Annotated in this window: 13 protein-coding genes; 7 read left to right on the top strand and 6 right to left on the bottom strand. The window is 73.4% G+C overall.

Features of this window, described 5'->3' with window-relative positions; translation table 11 throughout:
* Nucleotides 1–8: 8 nt before the first annotated feature.
* Nucleotides 9–455, bottom strand: a complete 447-nt coding sequence (locus AB0R04_RS01450; protein WP_363367071.1) for a YjbQ family protein — start codon at nt 453–455, stop codon at nt 9–11.
* Nucleotides 456–695: 240 nt separating this feature from the next.
* Complete coding sequence (locus AB0R04_RS01445; RefSeq protein ID WP_063349971.1) at nt 696–962, bottom strand: hypothetical protein; 267 nt, start codon at nt 960–962, stop codon at nt 696–698.
* A gap of 775 nt (nt 963–1,737) precedes the next feature.
* On the opposite strand from AB0R04_RS01445, the gene AB0R04_RS01440 reads away from it, so the two are divergent.
* Entirely contained in the window at nt 1,738–3,948 is a 2,211-nt protein-coding gene (locus AB0R04_RS01440) for a CDP-glycerol glycerophosphotransferase family protein (protein ID WP_363367069.1), read from the top strand.
* Nucleotides 3,949–4,076: 128 nt separating this feature from the next.
* On the opposite strand, the gene AB0R04_RS01435 is transcribed toward AB0R04_RS01440, so the two are convergent.
* On the bottom strand, nt 4,077–4,289 hold the full coding sequence (locus AB0R04_RS01435; protein WP_063349969.1) for an EF-hand domain-containing protein: 213 nt from the start codon (nt 4,287–4,289) through the stop codon (nt 4,077–4,079).
* A gap of 174 nt (nt 4,290–4,463) precedes the next feature.
* On the opposite strand from AB0R04_RS01435, the gene AB0R04_RS01430 reads away from it, so the two are divergent.
* Nucleotides 4,464–5,132, top strand: coding sequence for a lysophospholipid acyltransferase family protein (locus AB0R04_RS01430; RefSeq protein ID WP_063349968.1), 669 nt, complete (start codon nt 4,464–4,466; stop codon nt 5,130–5,132).
* A gap of 86 nt (nt 5,133–5,218) precedes the next feature.
* Here AB0R04_RS01430 and AB0R04_RS01425 read toward each other — a convergent pair whose 3' ends face one another.
* On the bottom strand, nt 5,219–7,060 hold the full coding sequence (locus tag AB0R04_RS01425) for an ABC transporter ATP-binding protein (protein WP_063349967.1): 1,842 nt from the start codon (nt 7,058–7,060) through the stop codon (nt 5,219–5,221).
* A 150-nt stretch (nt 7,061–7,210) separates the two neighbouring features.
* Nucleotides 7,211–7,984 (bottom strand): SDR family oxidoreductase, encoded by a 774-nt coding sequence (locus AB0R04_RS01420; protein ID WP_363367066.1) that lies wholly within the window; start codon nt 7,982–7,984, stop codon nt 7,211–7,213.
* A 156-nt stretch (nt 7,985–8,140) separates the two neighbouring features.
* On the opposite strand from AB0R04_RS01420, the gene AB0R04_RS01415 reads away from it, so the two are divergent.
* The 4 genes from AB0R04_RS01415 to AB0R04_RS01400 all read left to right on the top strand — a co-directional run bounded on the left by AB0R04_RS01415 (nt 8,141) and on the right by AB0R04_RS01400 (nt 11,218).
* Nucleotides 8,141–8,341: a hypothetical protein gene (locus AB0R04_RS01415; RefSeq protein ID WP_363367064.1), complete on the top strand. Its 201-nt coding sequence runs from the start codon at nt 8,141–8,143 to the stop codon at nt 8,339–8,341.
* A 182-nt stretch (nt 8,342–8,523) separates the two neighbouring features.
* Nucleotides 8,524–9,279, top strand: a complete 756-nt coding sequence (locus AB0R04_RS01410; RefSeq protein WP_363367062.1) for a hypothetical protein — start codon at nt 8,524–8,526, stop codon at nt 9,277–9,279.
* Nucleotides 9,276–10,208 (top strand): hypothetical protein, encoded by a 933-nt coding sequence (locus AB0R04_RS01405; protein WP_363367060.1) that lies wholly within the window; start codon nt 9,276–9,278, stop codon nt 10,206–10,208. Before AB0R04_RS01410 ends, AB0R04_RS01405 begins: the two co-directional genes overlap by 4 nt.
* Entirely contained in the window at nt 10,205–11,218 is a 1,014-nt protein-coding gene (locus AB0R04_RS01400; RefSeq protein WP_363367058.1) for a serine hydrolase domain-containing protein, read from the top strand. The genes AB0R04_RS01405 and AB0R04_RS01400 overlap by 4 nt, the downstream gene beginning before the upstream one ends.
* 65 nt (nt 11,219–11,283) lie before the next feature.
* Here AB0R04_RS01400 and AB0R04_RS01395 read toward each other — a convergent pair whose 3' ends face one another.
* Nucleotides 11,284–11,880, bottom strand: coding sequence for a LysE family translocator (locus AB0R04_RS01395; protein WP_363367350.1), 597 nt, complete (start codon nt 11,878–11,880; stop codon nt 11,284–11,286).
* Between the two features lie 231 nt (nt 11,881–12,111).
* Here AB0R04_RS01395 and AB0R04_RS01390 point away from each other — a divergent pair, with 231 nt between their 5' ends.
* Nucleotides 12,112–13,566 carry a PLP-dependent aminotransferase family protein gene (locus tag AB0R04_RS01390; protein ID WP_363367056.1) on the top strand — a complete coding sequence of 485 codons (1,455 nt, stop codon included), beginning with the start codon at nt 12,112–12,114 and terminating at the stop codon, nt 13,564–13,566.
* The last annotated feature ends 9 nt before the right edge of the window (nt 13,567–13,575 follow it).

The raw sequence follows: 13,575 nt of genomic DNA, 5'->3' as shown, positions 1-13,575 counted from the left end.
GAGTCGGATCAGCCGAAGAAGGAGAGCCGCACCGTCCGGCGCGGATTGTCGCCGTTGGTGTCGATCAGCACCACGGACTGCCAGATGCCGAGCGCCAGCTGGCCGCCGATCACCGGCAAGGTCGCGTGCGGGGCGACCAGGCCGGGCACCACGTGGTCCCGCCCGTGGCCGGGGCTGCCGTGCCGGTGACGCCAGCGGTCGTCGGCGGGGAGCAGTTCGCGCAGGGTGGCGAGGAAGTCGTCGTCGCTGCCGGAGCCGGTCTCCAGGACTGCGATTCCGGCGGTGGCGTGCGGGACGAAGACGTTGAGCAGGCCGTCGCGGCCGGCGGCCCGCTCGGTGAGGAACGCGGCACAGCGGTCGGTGATGTCGAGCGCGACCTCTCGGCTGCCGGTGGTGATCTCGATGGTGGTGGTCTGGAAGAGGCCCTGGTGGGTGGAGTGGATGTTGTCCGCCATGGCGCCATCCTGACCCACCTCGACGGGCCTCGCGCAGCACCTCGCCGACTCCGCCTGTGGGGGCGGTGAGGTGCACTAGGCTGAAAGGTTTAGACCACATCGGCCCGGCCGGGGCGGGCCCGGATCCGGGTACGCCGAAGACCCGACGGTCCATGTGGTCCGCCGGGTCGGGGTCCCGATCCGCACCGGGTGGCCCGGGAGGCCCGGGCCGCGGAGCCGTAGGCCCCGGGCCGACGGGCGCTAGCCGCGCCCGCCGAAGAGGCTTCGCCGCAGCCGGCGCAGTGGCGTCAGCAGCGAGATCCGCGCGTGACGACGCTTGGCCGTCGGGGCGTCCGCGCCGCGCGGCGTCAGCTCCCTTATCAACCCGAGCGCCTCGGCGGTGTCCACCGCCGGGAGCGCGGGCGCGCCGAGCACGGCCAGGTGTCGGTCGATCCGACGGCCGGTCGTGCCGACACCGCACTGGATCGCCGGCACGCGGGGCCGAGTCCGCACTTGCATGTGTTCCATCAGTTTTCCCACCCCTACGAGGCGCCAGGGCCGTGAGGCGAAGACTATCCGCGATGGACGGCCTTCGCGCAACCGTCCTTGGTGTTGTGCCACCGTACCGTGCGGCGTCAACTGACGATGCACCAGGGGCCACCAGGGCGATCACGACTAGGCATCAATGATGGTGCACGACCGGCCATCTGTCAGCAGTACCCGGGGCACAGGTCCGGCGCCCGGCCGCACGGCGCACGCCGGGCGCACGCGACCCCGCACGCGTCCCTGCGGGCGGCCCGGCGGCCATGAGGGATGCCGCGGCGGATGCGGCGGTGGACACGACGCGGATACCGCGGTGGATATAGGGGACAGCCGGGGCCGTCGACAAAGCGACCGGTCGACACCTCCAGGCTTCATGAAGTGAACACATTCGAGGGATTGACTCCGGGGAATCCTCCAAGCAATATCTGTGAGAACGCGTCCGCGCCCGCATCGCACCCGGGTGCGTGTTCGAGTGATGAAGAACTCCGGCTCCCGCGAGCCACTGCCCGGCCGCCTCGACGCTGCGGTGGCCAGGCTCGCGAGGTGCCCGGAAAGGCGGTCGGCCGTAGAGGGTCGGCCGGGCCGCCGCCAGGCTGCCGGTGCCGCCCCGTTCAGGGCCCGGCACCGGCGGTTCCGGGCCCAGCGGCGATCGTGGCCACGGTTCCACCGCAGCCGGTCAGCCCGGCCAGTCACCTCGGCCGATCACCCCGGTCGGACGTCCCCGCAGGTCGCACCCGGTCGATCGGTAGACTCGGCCAGCGTGCCCCTCCTCCTCAGCATCGTGCTCCCGGTCCACGGCGTGGAGCGGTTCCTGCCGCGCTGCCTCGACTCGATCCTCGGCGACACCCCCGCCACGGAGTCCCGTTTCGAAGTGATCGCGGTCGACGACCTCTCCCCCGACGGCTCCGGCGCGATCCTGGACGCCTACGCAGCCCGCGACCCCCGACTGCGGGTCCTGCACCTCACCGAGAACCAGGGCCTCGGCGGCGCCCGCACCGCCGCCCTGGCGCAGGTGCGCGGCGAGTACGTCTGGTTCGTAGACAGCGACGACTGGCTGCCCGAGCGGACGGTGGGCGCGATCCTGGACGAACTGGAGCTGGAGCAGGAGCGGGAGCGCGGGCCCGGGGCGCCCGCCGACGTCCTGCTCACCGGCTTCACCCACGTCTACCCGGACGGCGAGACCGAGCCGAACCCCTGGCGCCACGTGCTGGCCGACTCCCCGCTGGTCGAGGGGTGCACGCTGGCCGAACACCCGGCGCTGTTCCAGACCGTGATGTCGGTCTGGAACAAGGTGTTCCGCCGCGCCTTCCTGGAGGGCCTCGGCGTCTCCTTCGGCCGCGGCTACTACGAGGACATCTCGGTCACCTACCCCGCACTGCTGGCCGCCGAGCGGCTGCGCTACCTCGACCGCCCCTGCTACTTCTACCGGCGCGGCCGGGACGGCGCGATCACCGCCACCGCCTCCCCCAAGCACGCCGACGTGTTCGCCCAGTACGACGCGATCTTCGCCTTCCTGGACCGCCCGGACCGCCCCGGCCGGCCCGTCCCCGACGCACTGCGCACCCTGGTCTTCGACCGGACCGTCCGGCAGGCACTGAACGTCTACGACACCCCCGGGCTGGTCCCCGCCGACCGGCGCAAGGACTTCTTCCGCCAGATCGCCCGGCACTTCGCCCGGCACCGCCCGACCGGCTACCGCTACCCCGGCGGCGTGCGCGGCGTGCAGTACCGGCTGGCCGCGCGCGGCGCCCGGATCGCGTACGCGGAGCTGCGCCGCACCGGGCAGCTGCCGCGCGAACTCAAGCGCGGGGCAAGGGCGGTGGCCCCGGCCGTGAAGAAGGGCGTGCGCAGCGGCGCCCGGTTCACCGCGTACAACGCCTTCCGTCGGCTGCCGTTGGACGAGCACCTGGCGGTCTACGCGGCGTACTGGCACCGGGGTTACGCGTGCAGCCCGGCGGCGATCTACGAGAAGGCCAGGGAACTGGCGCCGCAGATCCGGGGCGTGTGGGTGGTGGAGAACCGCAAGCAGGCCGCGGCCATGCCGCCCGGCGTGCCGTACGTGGTCGTCAACACCCCCGCCTACCTCAAGGCGATGGCGACCGCCAAGTACTTCGTCAACAACGTCAACTTCCCGCGCACGATGGCGAAGCGGGCGGGCACCGTGCACGTGCAGACCCAACACGGCACCCCGCTCAAGGCGATGGGCATGGACCTGCGCGAACGCCCCGAGGCCGCCGAGGGGATGGACTTCGACCGGCTCCAGGAGGCCGTCGACCGCTGGGACTTTCTGGTCTCCTCCAACCCGCACACCAGCGAGCACTTCACCCGCGCCTTCCCCGGCCGGTACGAGATGCTGGACACCGGCTACCCGCGCAACGACCGGCTGGCCAACACCACACCGGACGAAGTGCGGGCCATGCGCGAGCGGTTCGGGCTGCGGCCGGACACCACGGCCGTGCTGTACGCCCCGACCCACCGCGGCGACCAGGGCGGCTACGTGCCGCTGCTGGACGTCCGGGAGCTGGCCCGGCGGCTGGGCCCCGACTTCACCCTGCTGGTGCGCACGCACTACTTCCACACCGGCGGCCCGGGCGACCTGGCGGCGGGCGAGGGTTCGGCCGCGATCGTCGACGTCTCGGCCCACCCGACCGTGGAGGACCTCTACCTCGCGGCGGACGCGCTGGTGACGGACTACTCGTCGATGATGTTCGACTACGCGGTGCTGGACCGGCCGGTCGTGATCTTCGCGCCGGACTGGGAGGAGTACCAGCGGGTGCGTGGCGTCTACTTCGACCTGTTCGAGCAGCCGCCGGGGGCCGTCACGGTGGACCCGGACGGGCTGGCGAAGGCGCTGCTGGCGGGCGATCCGGAGCCGGCCGCACGGGCGCGCTTCCGGGCGCGGTTCTGCCCGTGGGACGACGGCGGTGCGGCGGAGCGGGTGGTGCGCCGGGTGTTCCCGGTGGAGTCCTGAGGCGCCCCGCGGCGCTCCCGGAGCCCTGAGGAGCCGTGAGGAGCCTTAAGGAACCGTGCGGAGCCGTGAGGAGCCGTGCGGCACCGGGCCCGGCGCCGCCGGTACGGCGACCGGGCCCGTCGGCACGCTCAGCGCTGGCGGGCGGCCAGGAACTCGTCGAAGGTCAGGAAGCCCTGGTGACGGGTGTCCATGGCGTGGATCAGGGCCTCGGCCATCGACAGCGTCACGGCGTGGTCGCCCATCTCATTCGCGACCAGCGCGTATTCGGCCGGAGTGATCTTGCCATCGCCGTTCTTGTCGAAACGGTCGAACATGGCCTTGATCGCCTCGGTGGTCTCCATCGTGCCCTCCTGGTACTGCGGGGTTGTGCTCTGTTCGGACGGGCGTACCCTACCCGGCCGTGGTGCGCGCCACGGTCGCCGGGAGTGGACGGCCGCGGGGGTGGTTGTCGTAGTCTGCGGATCTGATTGCAGGCCCGGGCTCCTCCCGGGCGATCGTTCGTCCAGGGAGGGACCATGCTCGATCTCGCCACCAGGCTGGTGCTGAAACCCGTCTCACGCGGCATCTGGCGGCCGACCATCGAGGGCATCGAGAACGTGCCGCGCAAGGGCGGGGTCATCCTGGCCAGCAACCACCTGTCCTTCATCGACAGCGTGGTGATCCCGCTCACCGCCCCGCGCCGGGTCCACTTCCTCGCCAAGGCCGAGTACTTCACCGGGACGGGGCTCAAGGGCCGGCTGTCCAAGGACTTCTTCGAGGCGATCGGCGCGGTGCCGGTCGAGCGCGGCACCTACCGTTCCGCTCAGGCCTCGCTGGAGTCGGCGCTGGAGATCCTGGAGGACGGCAAGGCCTTCGGCATCTACCCCGAGGGCACCCGGTCGCTGGACGGCCGGCTCTACCGGGGCAAGACGGGCGTCGCCTGGCTGGCGCTGACCGCGGGCGTGCCGGTGGTGCCGGTGGCGCTGGAGGGACCGGAGCAGATCCTGCCGGTGGGCAAGCGGGTGCCGCGGATCAAGAAGGTGACCGTCCGGTTCGGCGAGCCGCTGCACTTCGACGAGCTGCACGGGCAGGCCCGCTCGCTGAAGGCCCGTCGACAGGTGACCGACGAGGTGATGGCGGCGATCCAGCGGCTCTCCGGCCAGGAGGTCGCGGAGCGCTACAACGAGGCGCCGAAGGCCGCGTAGGCCCCGGCCGCGCACCGCGCCACATCACCCCACGCCACATCACACCCGCCGCATCACGCCTCGCCGCGCCGCACCGGGGCGAGCGCTCACACGTGTCCGAGCGCGGCCGCCTCCGGTACGACGGCGGCCGGCTCCGGCGCCTCCCGGCGCAGCAGTGCCGCGTAGCGCCCGTCCAGCTCCACCAGTTCCTCGTGGGTGCCGAGTTCGACCACCTCACCACGGTCGAGGACGGCGATCTGGTCGGCGGCCCGGACGGTGGAGAGCCGGTGCGCGATGGTGATGGTGGTGCGGCCGGCGGCCAGGGTGTCCACGGCCTGCTGGACGGCCTGTTCGGTGCGGTTGTCGAGCGCGCTGGTGGCCTCGTCGAGGATCAGCACCGGCGGGTTGCGCAGGATCGTCCGGGCGAGCGCGAGGCGCTGCTTCTCGCCGCCGGAGAAGCGGTAGCCGCGCTCGCCGACCAGGGTGTCGTAGCCGTCCGGCAGGGCGGCGATGGTCTCGTGGACCTGCGCGGCCCGGGCGGCTTCGACCAGTTCGGCGTCGGTGGCCTCCGGCTTGGCGAAGCGCAGGTTCTCGGCGACCGAGGCGTGGAAGAGGTAGGTCTCCTGGGAGACCACGCCGACCGCGCGGGCCAGCGTGTCGAAGGACAGCTCGCGCACGTCCACGCCGTCGATGGTGACCCGGCCGCCGGTGACGTCGTACAGCCGCGGGACGAGGTAGCTGAGCGTGGTCTTGCCGGAGCCCGTCTCACCGACCACGGCCAGTGAGCTCCCGGCCGGGACCTTGAGTTCGATCCCGGAGAGCGTCGGCCGTTCCTGCGCGGGGTCGTAGCGGAAGTCGACGTCCTCGAAGCGGACCTCGCCGCGGATGTCGGTCAGGTTCCGCGGCTTCGGCGGCTCGGCGATCTCCACCGGCAGATCGAGGTACTCGAAGATGCGCTGGAAGAGCGCGAGCGAGGTCTGCACGTCCACGCCGGTGGAGAGCAGGCTGACGGTCGGGCGGAACAGGCCCTGCTGGAGGGTGACGAAGGCGACCAGGGTGCCGACCGAGACGATCGGTGCGCCGCCCGCCGCGGACAGCCCCGCCGCCCAGTAGATGACCGCGGGCATCGCGGCCATGACGATCTGGATGGTGTTCATCCGCCAGCGCCCGGCCATGCTGGCCCGCACTTCGAGGTCGGCCAGCTGGTCGGACTGCCCGGTGAACTCACGGGCGAGCGAGTCGGAGCGGCCCATCGTGCGGCCGAGCAGGATGCCGCTGACCGACAGCGACTCCTGGACCGCCGAGCTCATCGCGGCCAGCTGCTTCTGCCGCTCGGTGGTGATCTTCTTGCGCTCGTTGCCGACCCGCCGGCTGATCCAGACGAACAGCGGGAGCAGCAGCAGCGAGACGACGGTGAGCCGCCAGTCGAGCGCGACCATGGCGACCACGGAGGCGATCACCGCGGTGAAGTTGGAGACCAGGCTGGTCGCGGTGGACGTCACGGTGGACTGCATGCCGCCGATGTCGTTGGCGATCCGGGACTGCACCTCGCCGGTGCGGGTGCGGGTGAAGAAGGCCAGCGACTGCCGTTGCAGGTGGCTGTAGACGGCGGTGCGCAGGTCGTGCATGACGCGCTGGCCGACGGTGGTGGAGATCAGCGTCTGCAGGACGTTGAAGATGCTGTTCACCACGGCCGCGAGAACCATGCCGAGCGCGAGCAGGCTGAGCAGCCCGGTGCGGCCCTGCGGGATCGCGGTGTCCAGGACGGCCTTGAGCAGGAACGGCGAGGCCACCGACACCACGGCGGAGGCGGCCACCAGCAGCCCGACGACCGTGAGGCGGCCCGTGTACGGGCGGAAGAGGGCGAGGATACGCCGCCACTGGGCCGGCGGGCGGGGCTCGCCCTGGGCGCGTTCGGGCGGGGTCCAGTTGATGGTGGTGGGTCTCAAGGGCAAACCTCCGTGGGTGGGGCGGTCGGACGGCCGCCAGCATAGCGAGAATAGCTCATAGTTAGACTAGCTAATAGTGAGGCTGGATCTATTCCCATGGCGACCGCCCCTCCGGCCGCCCGACCGACCGCCCCGACCGCCCCGACCGCGTCAGTTCGTCCGGTAGCTGCGCGCCGCCTTCGAGGACAGGCCGCCCAGCCGACCGGAGGGCAACAGGCGGGCGAGGGCCACCACCGCCTTGTAGCGCTTGCCCGGCACGGACACCGACCGACCCCGGGCCAGGTCGCGCATCGCCTCCGCCACCACCCGCTCGGCCGAGAGCCAGGACCAGGCCGGGATGTTGCCGGTGCCCATGCCCGCCCGCTGGTGGAACTCGGTACGGGTGAAGCCCGGACAGAGCGCCATCATCCGCACCCCGGTGCCGCCGAGGTCGCGCAGCACGCCCTGGGTGAAGCTCACCACCCACGCCTTGCTCGCCCCGTACGTGCCGCGCGGCAGGAACGCCGCCACCGAGGCGACGTTCACGACCGCGCCGCGACCGCGCTCGCGCATCCCCGGCAGGGCCGCCGTGGTCAGCCGCAGGATCGCCTCGATGTGCACCTTCAGCATGTCCAGCTCGTCCTGGAGCGGGACGGTCCCGAACGCGCCCTTGTTGCCGAAACCGGCGTTGTTGACGAGCAGGTCCACCGGGCGGGCGGAGTCGGCGAGCCGGGCCTCGACGGCCGCGATCCCCTCGTCGGTGGCGAGGTCGGCGGTCAGCACCTCCACCTCGACTCCGTACTCGGCGTGCAGGTCGGCGCTCGCGCGCTCCAGGCGTTCGGTGTCCCGGGCCACCAGGACGAGCCGGTAGCCGCTGCGGGCGAGCCGGCGGGCGAACGCGGCTCCGATGCCGGCGGTCGCGCCGGTGATCAAGGCTGTGGTCATGCCCCCGACGGTACCGACTCACCGCGGCCGCGCCCACTCCGAATGGACTATCCCGGCCCGGCCATCTGCGGATGCAGGTACCGGACCGCGCCCTTACCGTTCGGACGGGGGCATCGCCCGACCGGGTGGTGACGCTCAACTGAGGAGGCACTTCTGATGCTTACTCACTGCCGGACCCACCGGACCACGACCACGCCGACCGCGACGCGCGTCGAGACGGACACACTCGCGAGCCTGATGGTGGAGGACGAGGCCGTCGTGTCCGACGCGCCCACGTACTCGCCCGAAGCCCTCGGAATCCTGCTGCTGGCGCTGTTGCTGTCGCCGAAGCCGCCGAAGGAGAAGTCGACTCGCTAGCAGCCGGGCGACCCGATCACCGACCCGGTAGCCGGGCGGCCCGATCGCGGGGCCGGTCCACCGGTGTGGACCGGCCCACCCCTTCCCCGGCTCCTCGGCGGGCCTGCGCGAGCCGGCGCCCGCGAACCCACGGCCCGCGAGACCGCCCGCCGGGGGCTCCCCGACCAGGAGGAACACCACCGATGCCCTTCGCCGAGACGCCACTGCGCGACGAGTACGCCGCAGCCGTCGAACGGGTGGCGCGCCGGACCCTCGACGCCCTCCGCGGTGACGGGGGCGCAGCCGCGCTCGCGGACCCGGACGGCGCCGTACCGCGCCCGACCCTGGCCGCGCTGCGGGTGCTCGGCGCGGACCTCTTCGCCCCGCAACTGCTCACCGGGGCCGCACCCGACGGGCCCACCGCCGTACTGCTGGCCGAGGCCCGGCAGGCCTTTCCGGCACCGGACTCGGCACTGGAATCGGCAGCGGCCTCGGCCGACGCCGCGTTGGTGATCGCATGGCAGGACTGGGCGGCCGGGCAGGTGCTCGCCCGCACGCCGTACGGAACCGGTGCCCCACCGCCCGTGCCGCCTCCGGGCCCGGAGGCCGTCGGCTGGCAGACCTGGTCGGTACGGATGGCGCAGCTGTCCGTCCTGGCGCTGCCCGGGCTCGACGGCCCGGTGCACGACACCGCCCGCGCGCACACCCTGGCCCTCGCCCGCGGCGCCGTCCGCTCCATGCTGCGCCGCGACCTCCCCACCGCCGCCCGGCTCGCCCGCTGGCTCGCCTGGGCCGGTGCCGAAGGCCGGCCGCTGCGGCTGGAGGTCGAGCCCGTCCTGGAACGCATCCGGCTGGCCGGTAACGGCAGCGCCCGCACCGGACTTGAGCTGGCCGTCGCCCGTCGGCTGCTCGACCGCTCCTCCCGTCCGCCGACCGACCGACGGAGCCGGGTCCGATGACCGACACCCACGTCCTCGCCACCGCGCAGCGGCTCGCCTCCCGCGCGCTGGCCTGGCTGCACGCCTCCCACGCCGACGGCCTCGGCCGGATCCCGGACAACACCGTGGTCGACCTCTCCGACCCCGACGACGCCTACAAGCCGCTCGGCGAGATCGCGCTGGCCGCTTCGCTGATCCTGCGCGACGGCGTCACCGGGCCCACCGAGGCCCGCACCGCACGCGCGCTGCTCGACCACACCTGGGGGCAGCTGCGCGAGGGCGACCTGCTGTACGAGCGGCAGCTGCGCCACTTCACCATGACCGACCCGCTGGAGACCTACGCCCACTTCGCCCGGGCCGGCTACCGCCACCCCGCGTTGGAGGAACTGCTCGATTCGCTCAGCCGGCTGCGGGCCGCGCACGCCGAGGAGATCCACCCCAACCGACGCCTGGGGGTCGCCAACGCCCGACGGGTCGTCGGGCTCGCCCACCAGCCGGACTGGGCCGCACTCGCCGCCGGCACCTGGCTGGGCGCCACGCCCGAACCGTGGGCCGTCAACTGGATGACCGGCTACGACATCACCCACACCGTCTTCCACCTCACGGACTGGGGCGCCCGCCCGGACGGCCTGCCGGAGCCGATGCGCGACCACGTGCGCGACTGGCTGCCGGCCTGGCTCGACGTCTGGCTGGAGATCGGCCAGTGGGACCTCGCCGCCGAACTCCTCGTGGTCGACGCCTGCATCGGCGAACCGGCCACCGGACGGCAGGGCTGGGACGCGCTGACCGCCGCCCAGCACGAGGACGGCCTGCTGCCGCGCGACACCGACCCGGTCGACGAGGACCGCGAGCGGGCGTTCCAGGACCACCAGCACACCGCCGTCGTCGCGGTGGTGGCCGGTGGCATCACGCTCGCCCGGGCACTCGGGGCCACCGCGGCGGTCGCGTGAACGGGCTGGGTCCGGCGGTCGCGGAGGCGGTGCGCGCGGCCGGACCGTACGCCACCGCCGTCACCGTGGCCGTCACGCGCGGGGACGCGGAGGAGGTTCGCTGCCACGGGCGGCTCGGGCACGGGCGGACGGCCGCGTGCTCGCCGGACACCGTCTTCGAACTCGGTTCGGTCAGCAAGACCTTCACCGCGCTGCTGCTGGCACAGATGGCCGCGCGCGGAGACGTCTCCCTGCACGACACGGTCGAACACCGCCTGCCGGACTGCTGGCACCCGGTGACCGTCCGCTCCCCCGAGCCGATCCGGCTGCTGCACCTGGCCACCCACACCTCGGGCCTGCCCCGGCTTCCGCCCGGACTGGCCGCGCGCGCCGTGCCGACCTGGTTCAGCAATCCTTACGCCGCGTTCGGGGACGAGCAGTTGAGGGCCGGAGTGGCCCGAACCACCGTACGGTGCAGGCCCGGCATCCGGTACCGGTACTCCAACTACGGCGTCGCGCTGCTCGGGCGGGCACTCGCCGAGACGGGCGGGTTGCCCTACGGGGAACTGCTCGCCGAACGGGTCCTCCGACCGCTGGGCCTCGGTGCCACCACCTGTACGGCGGACCCGCCGGAGCGGGCGGTCGGGTACCGGCGCGGACAGGAACTTCCGCCCTGGCGCATCCCCGGGCTGCCGGGGGCCGGCGCGCTCCGGGCGAGCGGGGCCGACCTGCTGCGCTACCTGAGGGCGCATCTCGACGGCGGCCACGGCGAGTTGGCGGCCGCGCTGCGCGAGGTCCAGCGGCCGCGGCTGCGGCTGCCGCGCTCGACGGACGAGCTGTGCCTGGTGTGGAACCACCGCCGCCCGGGCGGGCGCGACCTGTACTTCCACGCCGGGGCGACCCGGGGGTTCACCGCCTTCGTCGGGTTCTCGCCCCAGGCGTCGGCCGCGGTGGCGGCCCTGGCCAACACCGGGCCGTCGCTGGACGGGCGGTTCCTACAGGCGGCGTACGAGGTGCTGCGGGCGGCTTAAGGACCCGGCCTGGGGGGTGCGGCGCTGCGGCCCAGGCGGCGGCGGGCGGCGGGCGGCGGGCGGGCCTAGGCTGCCACGGCTTTGGCGCGGTCGGCGGCGATGTGGACGGCGAGGCCGCCGAGGACCGTCCCCATCGCATAGCGCTGGAACCGCAGCCAGGCGGGACGGCGGTTGAGGAAGGACGCGATGCCGCCCGCGCTCACCGCGATCAGCCCGTTGACGGTGACCGCCACCACGATCTGGGTCAGCCCCAGCACCAGGCTCTGCACCGCGACGTGACCGCGCTCGGGCGCCACGAACTGGGGCAGCAGCGAGATGTACATGATGGCGATCTTGGGGTTGAGCAGGCAGGTCAGGAAGCCCATGGCGAACAGCCGGCGCGGCGGGTCCGGCGGCAGCTGCTGCGGGGCGAACACCGCCGTACCGCCCGGCCGGACGGCCTTCCAGGCCAGCCACAGCAGGTAGCCGGCGCCGGCCAGCTTGATCGCGGTGTAGAGGGCGGGCACCACCGAGAACACGGCGGCCACGCCCGCCGTCACCGCGGCCAGGTAGACCAGGAAGCCGGCCGCGACCCCGATCAGCGACAGCAGCCCGGCGCGACGGCCCTGGGCGATCGACCGGGAGACCAGGTAGATCATGTTGGGCCCCGGTGTCAGCACCATCCCGAGCGCCACGGCGGCGATCCCGAGCACGGCATGCCCACCCACGGCGGACAGGGCGGATGCGGCGGGCAGGTCGAACGAGGCGGATGCGACGGGAGCGGCGGGGGTCAGTGCTTCCATGCGAGGAGGCTAGGCCCGGCGTCGATCTCAATGCAATGATGACTTTGCTCTCGGTGCAATGCCGATGCGATGCCGTGCAATGCCATCACCTTGCGTGGAGGGGTCCCGCCGATGGACGACTACCGCCTGATCGCCGACGAGATCGCCGACGCCATCACCGGCGGGCGGCTGCGACCCGGCCAGCAACTGCCCACCCAGCGCGCCTTCGCCCGCAGCCGGGGCATCGCCAACTCCACGGCGGGGCGCGTCTACCGGGAACTGACCCGGCGCGGACTGACCACCGGGGAGGTCGGGCGCGGCACCTTCGTCCGGGCCGGGCAGGGGGCCGGCGGCGGGGCAACCGGCGGGCAGGTGGCACTCGCCGAACCGGCCGGCGCGCCGGTGGACCTGGAGCTCAACTACCCCGCCGTCCCCGAGCAGGCCGCACTCCTGACCGCCGGGCTGGCGCCGCTGCTCCGGGCGGACGCGCTGGGTGCCGCACTCGCACCGGTGGGCGCGGCCGGGACGGGCGCGGCCCGGCAGGCGTTCGCGGCACTGCTGTCGGACGAACGCCGGACGGGCGGGGACTGGGCGGGTGGGGACCGGACGGGCGGGGACCCGTCTGGCGGGGATCGATCGGACGAGGATCGGTCGGGCGGGCCCCGGGAGGTCACCCCGGAGATCGCCGGGGAGGAACTGCTGTTCGCGGGCAACGGACGGCAGGCCATCGCCGCGGCACTGTCCGCGCTGGTGCCGCCCGGCCACCGGCTGGGGGTGGAGGCGCTGACCTATCCGGTGGTCAAGGCCGTCGCCCAGCGACTGGGCATCACGCTCGTGCCACTGGCCGTCGACGAGCACGGACTGCTGCCCGACGCCGTGGCCGCCGCCCACCGGGCCGCGCCGCTGCGCGCCGTCTACGTCCAGCCGAGGCTGCAGAACCCGCTCGGCGGGAGCCTGCCGTACGAACGGACGGCCGCCCTCGCCGAGGAACTGCGCCGCCTCGACCTGCCGGCCGTCGAGGACGCGATCTGGTCCTTCCTCCGCCCGGAGCTGACCGCCCTCGCCAGCCTCGCACCGGAACGCACCGTCCTCGTCGACAGCCTCTCCAAGCGGCTCGCGCCCGGGCTGACCACCGGATTCGCGGTCGTCCCCGCCGCGCTGCGCGAACGGATCGCGGGCGCACTGCGCTCGGGCGGCTGGACGCCCAGCGGGTTCGCCCTGGAGGCAGCCGTGCGCTGGATCGGGGACGGCACCGTGGCCGAGGTCGCGGCGGCCAAGCGCGCCGACGCCGTCGCGCGTCAGCTGCTGGCGCGCGAGGCGCTGGCGGGGCAGCGCGTCCGGGCCGACCCCTGCTCGTACTACCTGTGGTGGGAGCTGCCGGCGGCCTGGCGGGCGGAGACCTTCGTCGCGGTGGCGGCGCGGGCGAGCATCGCCGTCACACCCGCGGCGGCGTTCGCCGCCGACCCCCGGCGTTCCCCGTCCGCCGTCCGGGTCGCCCTGGCCTCGCCGCCGCTGCCCGTGCTGGCGGGAGCGCTGGAGACGCTGGCGCGGATCGCGCGGGGGACGGCGGAGGAGTGGATGGAGTGACGGGCGGGC

The sequence above is a fragment of the Kitasatospora sp. NPDC056731 genome, assembly GCF_040687675.1.
Classification (GTDB): domain Bacteria; phylum Actinomycetota; class Actinomycetes; order Streptomycetales; family Streptomycetaceae; genus Kitasatospora.
This window is presented reverse-complemented; position numbering and strand designations above follow the sequence as displayed.

What these genes read in the sequence shown, in the direction of transcription:
- AB0R04_RS01450 (WP_363367071.1), bottom strand. Translation starts at nt 455, where the DNA reads ATGGCGGACAACATCCACTCCACCCACCAGGGCCTCTTCCAGACCACC.
- AB0R04_RS01445 (WP_063349971.1), bottom strand. Translation starts at nt 962, where the DNA reads ATGGAACACATGCAAGTGCGGACTCGGCCCCGCGTGCCGGCGATCCAG.
- AB0R04_RS01435 (WP_063349969.1), bottom strand. Translation starts at nt 4,289, where the DNA reads ATGGAGACCACCGAGGCGATCAAGGCCATGTTCGACCGTTTCGACAAG.
- AB0R04_RS01430 (WP_063349968.1), top strand. Translation starts at nt 4,464, where the DNA reads ATGCTCGATCTCGCCACCAGGCTGGTGCTGAAACCCGTCTCACGCGGC.
- AB0R04_RS01420 (WP_363367066.1), bottom strand. Translation starts at nt 7,984, where the DNA reads ATGACCACAGCCTTGATCACCGGCGCGACCGCCGGCATCGGAGCCGCG.
- AB0R04_RS01415 (WP_363367064.1), top strand. Translation starts at nt 8,141, where the DNA reads ATGCTTACTCACTGCCGGACCCACCGGACCACGACCACGCCGACCGCG.
- AB0R04_RS01410 (WP_363367062.1), top strand. Translation starts at nt 8,524, where the DNA reads ATGCCCTTCGCCGAGACGCCACTGCGCGACGAGTACGCCGCAGCCGTC.
- AB0R04_RS01405 (WP_363367060.1), top strand. Translation starts at nt 9,276, where the DNA reads ATGACCGACACCCACGTCCTCGCCACCGCGCAGCGGCTCGCCTCCCGC.
- AB0R04_RS01395 (WP_363367350.1), bottom strand. Translation starts at nt 11,880, where the DNA reads ATGGTGCTGACACCGGGGCCCAACATGATCTACCTGGTCTCCCGGTCG.
- AB0R04_RS01390 (WP_363367056.1), top strand. Translation starts at nt 12,112, where the DNA reads ATGGACGACTACCGCCTGATCGCCGACGAGATCGCCGACGCCATCACC.